The following is a 7,555-nucleotide window of genomic DNA, read 5'->3' as shown; positions in this document are numbered from 1 at the left end:
GTGGAAGAGGCGGCGGCCGCGGCCGGTTCGCTGCAGGAACAGGCGCAGCGCCTGGCCGAAGCCGTGGCCGTGTTCAAGATCAACGCGGGCGACGTGATCGAGGTGCCGGCGCGCCAACTGGCGCAGCACCGCAGTGCGCCGCGGGTTGCCGCGCCGCAAGCTGAAACGGTTGCGCCGACGCCGGCGCCGGCCCCGACAGCCGCCGCACCCGCGGCACGCCAGGCCGCGCCCGCGGCGCGCCTGACGCATAGCGCGCCGCGCGCCAAGACGGCGACGGCGGAAGCGGCCAGCGCGGCGCGTCCGCCGCGCCGCCCGGCGGCCCCCCGCGCGGCGGCCAACGACGCCAAGCCGGCGCCGGCGGCTACCCGCCGCCAGGCGCCGGCCGACGATGACTGGGAATCTTTTTGACGCCGGTCGAAACCGGTAAATGGGCAGGTATGCGAGGCTATCTACAACATCTTCTGGCAGCAGCGGCGATCACGGCGCTGATCACGGGCTGCGCGGCGACGGGCCACAATTTCGACCCGGGCAAGCTGTCGACGCTGACCCCCGGGCAGACGACGCTGGAAGAGGCCTCGCGGGCGCTTACCGCGCCTCCTGACAAGTTCTACAAACAGACCGACGGCACCTTCCTCGCCCTCTGGTCCTTCAAGATCACGTTTGTCGCCGACGGCTTGTACAGCCGCAAGGAAGCGCTGCTGCAGTTCGGCCCGGACGGCCGCCTGATGCGCCTCGTCGACAGCACCAATATTCTGCTGGAACCCTGGGAACGCCAGAAACTGCTCGGCCCCGCGCCCGCGCCTGACGCCAGTCAGGAATGGGCGCAGCAGCCGGCGCCGGCCCCCCAGGTGGAAACCATCGTCATTCCGGTGCCGGCTGCGCCGCCCGAACCGACGCGCCAGGGGCGATAGGCCCCGTTCCGCGGAGAGCGTGCCGGCCCCCGGGCCGGCGCGTACGTCGCCCTGAAGCGTGCCCGCTCCGCAAGGATGGCGCGCCAGGGTGGTTTTTCATTTGGTCAGAGCTGTACCTGAGGGATGGGGAAAGAATATGGAAGCGAGTCTGGAATCCGGAGCGAAGTCCGGCAAGGTCGGTAAGAAAAAGGCCGCGCGCGCGCCCAAGGTGAAACGCAAGATGAGGCTGCGCGATGCCCGCGTCGGCACGATGCTGCTGTGGGTGATGGCGTTCTTCGCCGTGTTGATCGCGGCTGTGGGCGGACTGGCTGCCTTCTTCCTGCAGCACAACTATGAATCGATCCGCCAGGTCAATGAGCTGACCGAACGCGCCAAGCAGGTTGAAGTCATCAACAGCGACATGCTGCGCGCCCGCGTCAGCCTGATGGTCGCCGCCCGCCACCTGCAGGAATCCGGCTGGGGCAGTGGCGAGAACTCGGCGCGCGACGCCGCCGCCGCGCTCAAGGGCGCCACCGATCTGTTGACGGGCGTGCGCAGCCGTTTCGCGGAATTCCAGAAGAACATGCTGCAGGACGACACCGGCCGCCAGCTGTCGATGAACCTGGTCCGCCGCTACCGCTCGTATATCGATGACGGCGTCGACACCATGGTCGAGGCGCTGCGCAGCGAGGACTATTCCACTTTCTACATGGTGAACAACGAGTACGGTACGCCCCGCAGCGCGGCCTTCATCGAGGCCATCGCCGAGTTCAGCAAGTACATCGACGCCCAGCAGCAGGCCACGATCGACCAAGCCGAGGCCAATTTCAACCGTGCCATGGTTGCCGTGGCGGTTGCGGTGGCGCTGGCACTGGCGCTGATGGTGTTCTGCCGGGTGCTGTTTGGCCGCCTGGTGGTGCGCCCGCTGGTCGAGGCTGGCCAGCATTTCGACAAGATCGCCGCGGGCGACCTGACCAGCCGCGTCGAGGTGCGTTCGCACAACGAGATCGGCCAGCTGTTCGCGGCCCTCAAGCGCATGCAGGAAAGCCTGACCCGCACCGTATCCACGGTGCGCCGCGGCGTCGATGAAATCACGGTCGGTTCGCGCGAGATCTCGGCCGGCAACACCGACCTGTCCAGCCGCACCGAAGAGCAGGCGGCCTCGCTGGAGGAAACCGCGGCTTCGATGGAAGAGCTGGCCTCGACGGTCAAGCAGAACGCCGACAACGCGCGCCAGGCGAACCAGCTGGCGGCCAGCGCGTCGGATGTTGCCGAGCGCGGCGGTTCGGCGGTGGCCGAGGTGGTCAACACGATGCAGGGCATCTCGGCCAGCTCGCGCAAGATCTCGGAAATCGTGTCGGTGATCGACGGCATCGCGTTCCAGACCAACATCCTGGCGCTGAACGCGGCGGTGGAAGCGGCCCGCGCGGGCGAGCAGGGCAAGGGCTTCGCGGTGGTGGCGGGCGAAGTGCGCTCGCTGGCGCAGCGCAGCGCGCAGGCGGCCAAGGAGATCAAGGGCCTGATCGAGGACTCGGTGAGCAAGGTGGGCGCCGGTTCGCAACAGGTCGAACGCGCGGGCGCGACGATGCAGGAGATCGTGGCCTCGGTCAAGCGGGTGACGGACATCATGGGCGAGATCTCGGCGGCGTCCGAGGAGCAATCGAGCGGCATCGACCAGGTGAACCGCGCGGTGTCGCAGATGGACGAAGTGACGCAGCAGAACGCGGCGCTGGTGGAAGAGGCGGCGGCCGCGGCCGGTTCGCTGCAGGAACAGGCGCAGCGCCTGGCCGAAGCCGTGGCGGTGTTCAAGATCAACGCCGGTGAAGTCATCGAGGTGCCGGCCCAGCGCCTGTCCTCGGGCCGATCCTCCGCCGCCGATGACTCGCGGCTGCAAGCGCCTGACGCGCTTGCCCTTGGACACTGAGGGCGGCGGTGGCAACAGCGGCAAACATGGCGCCGTCCATTCCGGTGGACCGCCAATTCGATTTCCGGGATGCGGACTTCACCCGCGTCCGCAAGATGATCCACGCGCGCGCCGGCATTTCGCTGGGCGCGCACAAGCGGGAAATGGTCTACAGCCGCCTGGCGCGGCGCCTGCGCGCGCTGGGGCGGCAGGACTTCGGCAGCTACCTGGACCAGCTCGAAAACGAGCCCGACGCGGCTGAATGGGAAGATTTCGTCAACGCCCTGACGACCAACCTGACAGCGTTTTTCCGCGAGTCGCATCACTTTCCGATCCTGGCCGATTTCGCGCAGAAGCGCGGCGGTCCGGTGTCGGTGTGGTGCTGCGCCGCTTCGACGGGCGAAGAGCCGTACTCCATCGCCATCACGCTGGCCGAAGCGCTGGGACCGCGGGCCAGCGCCTGCTCGGTGCTGGCGACCGACATCGACACCAATGTGCTGAACCGGGCGCGCACCGCCGTCTATCCGGCCGAACGCGTGGCCAAGATGGAGGAAAGCCGGCTCAAGCGCTTCTTCCTGAAGGGCCGCGGCGCCAATGCCGGGCAGGTCAGGGTGCGCCCCGAGATTGCCGACATGGTGCGGTATGAAACGTTGAACCTGCTGGCGCCGTCCTGGCCGATCAGCGAGAAGTTCGACGTGATCTTCTGCCGCAACGTCATGATTTATTTCGACAAGCCGACCCAGGCGAAGATCCTCGAGCGGTTCGTGCCGTTGCTCAAGCCGGGCGGGCTGCTGTTTGCGGGCCATTCCGAGAACTTCACCTATATCAGTCGGGATTTCCGTCTGCGCGGGCAGACAGTCTACGAATGCGCAGGTAAGGCCTAGGCGCGCCCCTGCGGCGAGCTTGCGGCCAGACTTAGGCGGTAAAAAATGCAGAAAATCAGAGTCTTATGTGTGGATGATTCCGCGCTCGTGCGCGGACTGATGACCGAGATCATCAACAGCCAGCCCGATATGGAAGTGGTTGCGACCGCGCCCGACCCCCTGGTGGCGCGCGAGTTGATCAAGAAGCACAATCCCGACGTGCTGACGCTGGACGTGGAAATGCCCCGCATGGACGGGCTGGATTTCCTCGAAAAGCTGATGCGCCTGCGGCCGATGCCGGTGGTGATGGTGTCGTCGCTGACCGAGCGCGGCGGCGAAATCACGCTGCGCGCGCTGGAACTGGGCGCCATCGACTTCGTGACCAAGCCCAAGCTGGGCATCCGCGACGGCCTGCTCGAATACACCGAGATCATCGCCGACAAGATCCGCGCGGCCTCGCGCGCCAAGCTGCGCGCGCCCAGCCCGCACGCGCCGGCCGCGGCGCCCGCGCCGATGTTGCGCCGCCCGCTGTCCAGCTCGGAAAAGCTGGTGATCGTGGGCGCTTCCACGGGCGGCACCGAGGCCATCCGCGAGGTGTTGCAACCGCTGCCGCCGGACAGCCCGGCGATTCTCATCACGCAGCACATGCCGGCGGGCTTCACCCGTTCGTTCGCGCAGCGGCTGGACGCGCTCTGTGCCGTCACCGTCCGCGAGGCAGTGCATGGCGAACGCGTGCTGCCGGGCCACGTTTACCTGGCGCCGGGCGGCGACACGCACATGCGCCTGGGGCGCAGCGGCGCCAACTACGTGATCGAGCTGGAGGCCAGCGAACCGGTCAATCGCCACCGCCCGTCGGTGGACGTGTTGTTCAATTCCGCCGCCGTGGCGGCGGGCAAGAACGCCATCGGTGTCATCCTGACCGGGATGGGCAAGGACGGGGCGGCCGGCATGCTGGCCATGCACCGCGCCGGCGCCCATACCATCGCGCAGGATGAAGCCAGTTGCGTGGTCTTCGGCATGCCCCGGGAGGCCATCGCAATCGGTGCGGCTGACGAAGTAGTGCCGCTGTCGGCGATGAGTGAGCGCATTCTGACTCGCCTGGGCGACCGGGGGCACCGCGTGTGACGCGGATGCGGTCCCGATCGATCTCAAGCAAATTTCTTCTGGAGTAAAAGATGGTAGACAAGGGCATAAAGATTCTGGTGGTGGATGACTTCCCCACCATGCGGCGGATCATCCGCAACCTGCTCAAGGAACTCGGTTTCGAGAACGTGGACGAGGCCGAGGACGGCGCGATCGGCCTGGAGAAGCTGCGCAACGGCGGCTTCCAGTTCGTGGTCTCCGACTGGAACATGCCCAACCTGGACGGCCTGGAAATGCTCAAGCAGATCCGCGCCGACGCCAGCCTGGCCTCGCTGCCGGTGCTGATGGTGACGGCCGAGGCCAAGAAGGAAAACATCGTCGCGGCGGCCCAGGCCGGCGCCAACGGTTATGTGGTCAAGCCTTTCACCGCGGCGACGCTGGAAGAGAAGCTGGTCAAGATCTTCGAGAAAATTGGCGGCTGAGGTGTGCAATGAGCACGACGCAGAATGATGACTCGACCGAATCGCCCGACCTGATTCACCGTATCGCCTCGCTGACGCGCATGCTGCGCGACAGCATGCGCGAACTGGGCCTGGACCAGGCGATCAAGGACGCCGCCAACGCGATTCCCGATGCCCGCGACCGCCTGCGCTACGTGGCGCAGATGACCGAGCAGGCCGCCAACCGGGTCTTGAACGCGACCGAGGCCGCGGGCCCGATCCAGGACGGCATGTCGCGCTCGGCGCAGGCGCTCGATGGCCGCTGGCAGCAATGGTACGACCAGCCGCTGGAACTGCCCGAGGCCCGTGAACTGGTCAAGGACACGCGCGCGTTCCTGCAGGACGTGCCCAAGCAGACGCAGCAGACCCAGTCCAAGCTGATGGAAATCATCATGGCCCAGGACTTCCAGGACCTGACCGGCCAGGTCATCATGCGCATGATGGACGTGGTCGGCGCGATCGAGCGCGAGCTGTTGCAGGTGCTGCTGGACAACGTGCCGCAGGAACGCCGCGACGAGGCCAACAGCCTGCTCAACGGCCCGCAGGTCAGCCCGCAGGGCAAGACCGACGTGGTCACCAGCCAGGACCAGGTCGACGACCTGCTGGCCAGCCTGGGCTTCTGATCCGGCGGGCGAGGGCGGGCCGCCAGGGCCCGCCAGCCACCGCCGCGAGGCCGGGCATGGACGTATTCCCTAAGGGTGCGAAGCGGCGCCCTTGGGTAGACTGCAAAACAATAAGAATCGGGGCCCAGCAGTAGGAGACGGGCGCGCGCGCCCAGGCAACGGATGTCCATAGAAGACGATCCGGGCCGCACAAGGAGGTGCCATCTTGGCCAGATCCACATTCCGATTCGGAGGCATCTGGGGTTTGTTGCGCCGGCTCAACCACGGCCGCGCCACGCTCTCGGAACGCCCGCTGTCGTTCAGTCCGGCCGCATGGCCGTTGTATCGCTTCCTGGCCGGCATCCGCGGCCGGATCGCCACGGTGCGGCAATCCAGCATCGAGATCGCCTTGAATACCGCCCGGACCCAATTCCAGGCCGGCCGCTGCGCGCAGCTGGCGCAGGAACAGGCGCGGGCGGCCGAGGCGTTGGCGGCCAGCGGCGCGCAGATCGCGGCGCTGTCGGCATCCACGTCCACCCACGCGCGCGAGATCGCCGACGTGTCCGGCCAGAATCTGCGCGCCGCCGAGCAGGCGCTGGCGGAGCTGTCCGAGGTCAAGGAGCGGGTCGACCGCATGACCCGGGAGATGGCCGCCTTCACCGATGTGGTGGGCCAGCTGACCGATCGCGCCCGGTCGGTGGGAGATATCAGCAAGCTGATCAAGGACATCGCGTTGCAGACGCAGTTGCTGGCCCTGAACGCGGGGGTCGAGGCGGCCCGCGCCGGCGACGCCGGCCGCGGCTTCGCCGTGGTGGCCAGCGAGGTCGGCCGCCTGGCCGAACGGGTCAATGCGGCCACCAGCGATATCGGCCGCCATACCGGTGAAATGCTGGAGCTGGTCGATTCGACCCAGCGCCAGACCGGCACGCTGCGCGAGGATGTGGACGCCTCGGGCGCGGTGCTGGACAAGACGCGCCAGGATTTCCAGCATTTCGTGCGGGATTTCGACAGCATGAATCGCCAGGTGGGCGAGGTGGTGCAGGCCATCGGCGAGGTCGATGCCACCAACCACGGAATGAGCCAGGACGTGAGCCGTATCGCGGCGCTGAGCGCCGACGTGCGCGAGCGGGTGGCGAGCATGTCCGGTGAGATCGATCGCATCCGGCGCCAGACCGAAAGCGTGCAGGAGGTGCTGTCGGACATGCGGACCGGCAATACCGCGTTCGACCGCCTGTCCGAGGCGCTGGACGCCTTCCGGGCGGCCGCGACCCGGCTGCTGGAACAGGCGCGGGCGCGCGGCCTGGATGTGTTCGATCGCCACTACCAACGGATCGCCGGCAGCGAGCCGCCGCGCTACCACACGGCCTATGACCGCGGCATCGACGAGGCGCTGACACAGTTGCTGGACAGCGTGCTGGAGGCGGTGCCTGGCGGCAGCTACGCGCTGCTGGTGGATGCGCGGGGCTATGCGCCGGCCCACAACAGCCGCTATTCGCACCCCCCCAGCGGCGATCCGGCGCAGGATATCGCGCGGGTGCGGCACAAGCGGATCTTCGACGATCCGGTCGGGGCGCGCCTGGCCGCGAACACGGAAACCCTGCTGTTTCAGACCTACTCCCGTGACACGGGGGAGATCGTCAACGATATTTCCGTGCCTTTGTATCTGGACGGGGAACATTGGGGCGCGGTGCGCATCGGGCTGGATTACGTGCGT

At 67.4% G+C, this 7,555-nt stretch carries 7 protein-coding genes and 1 pseudogene; all 8 read left to right on the top strand.

The window, feature by feature from the left end; all coding sequences use genetic code 11:
• Window positions 1–408, top strand: a pseudogene (locus DK459_RS25805) (methyl-accepting chemotaxis protein); the annotation flags it as partial.
• A 29-nt stretch (window positions 409–437) separates the two neighbouring features.
• Window positions 438–911 (top strand): hypothetical protein, encoded by a 474-nt coding sequence (locus DK459_RS25800; RefSeq protein WP_020927348.1) that lies wholly within the window; start codon window positions 438–440, stop codon window positions 909–911.
• A gap of 136 nt (window positions 912–1,047) precedes the next feature.
• Window positions 1,048–2,814 (top strand): methyl-accepting chemotaxis protein, encoded by a 1,767-nt coding sequence (locus DK459_RS25795; RefSeq protein ID WP_233256863.1) that lies wholly within the window; start codon window positions 1,048–1,050, stop codon window positions 2,812–2,814.
• 26 nt (window positions 2,815–2,840) lie between these two features.
• Complete coding sequence (locus DK459_RS25790) at window positions 2,841–3,677, top strand: CheR family methyltransferase (protein ID WP_020927331.1); 837 nt, start codon at window positions 2,841–2,843, stop codon at window positions 3,675–3,677.
• Window positions 3,678–3,722: 45 nt separating this feature from the next.
• The gene (locus DK459_RS25785) at window positions 3,723–4,781 is read left to right on the top strand and encodes a chemotaxis response regulator protein-glutamate methylesterase (protein WP_006387516.1); all 1,059 of its coding nucleotides are present in this window, start codon (window positions 3,723–3,725) and stop codon (window positions 4,779–4,781) included.
• Between the two features lie 50 nt (window positions 4,782–4,831).
• Window positions 4,832–5,221: a chemotaxis response regulator CheY gene (cheY, locus tag DK459_RS25780; protein ID WP_006387517.1), complete on the top strand. Its 390-nt coding sequence runs from the start codon at window positions 4,832–4,834 to the stop codon at window positions 5,219–5,221.
• Window positions 5,222–5,229: 8 nt separating this feature from the next.
• The gene (gene cheZ, locus DK459_RS25775) at window positions 5,230–5,862 is read left to right on the top strand and encodes a protein phosphatase CheZ (protein WP_006387518.1); all 633 of its coding nucleotides are present in this window, start codon (window positions 5,230–5,232) and stop codon (window positions 5,860–5,862) included.
• A 205-nt stretch (window positions 5,863–6,067) separates the two neighbouring features.
• Window positions 6,068–7,555: methyl-accepting chemotaxis protein (locus DK459_RS25770; RefSeq protein ID WP_233256862.1), on the top strand; the 1,488-nt coding region annotated here is incomplete at its 3' end.

Origin of the sequence: Achromobacter sp. RW408 (assembly GCF_003184165.1) — a bacterium.
Lineage (GTDB): Bacteria > Pseudomonadota > Gammaproteobacteria > Burkholderiales > Burkholderiaceae_B > Achromobacter > Achromobacter xylosoxidans.
Note: the sequence above shows the minus strand (reverse complement) of the source record. Positions and strands in the feature narration are given on the sequence as shown.

What these genes read in the sequence shown, in the direction of transcription:
- DK459_RS25800 (WP_020927348.1), top strand. Translation starts at nt 438, where the DNA reads ATGCGAGGCTATCTACAACATCTTCTGGCAGCAGCGGCGATCACGGCG.
- DK459_RS25795 (WP_233256863.1), top strand. Translation starts at nt 1,048, where the DNA reads ATGGAAGCGAGTCTGGAATCCGGAGCGAAGTCCGGCAAGGTCGGTAAG.
- DK459_RS25790 (WP_020927331.1), top strand. Translation starts at nt 2,841, where the DNA reads ATGGCGCCGTCCATTCCGGTGGACCGCCAATTCGATTTCCGGGATGCG.
- DK459_RS25785 (WP_006387516.1), top strand. Translation starts at nt 3,723, where the DNA reads ATGCAGAAAATCAGAGTCTTATGTGTGGATGATTCCGCGCTCGTGCGC.
- cheY (WP_006387517.1), top strand. Translation starts at nt 4,832, where the DNA reads ATGGTAGACAAGGGCATAAAGATTCTGGTGGTGGATGACTTCCCCACC.
- cheZ (WP_006387518.1), top strand. Translation starts at nt 5,230, where the DNA reads ATGAGCACGACGCAGAATGATGACTCGACCGAATCGCCCGACCTGATT.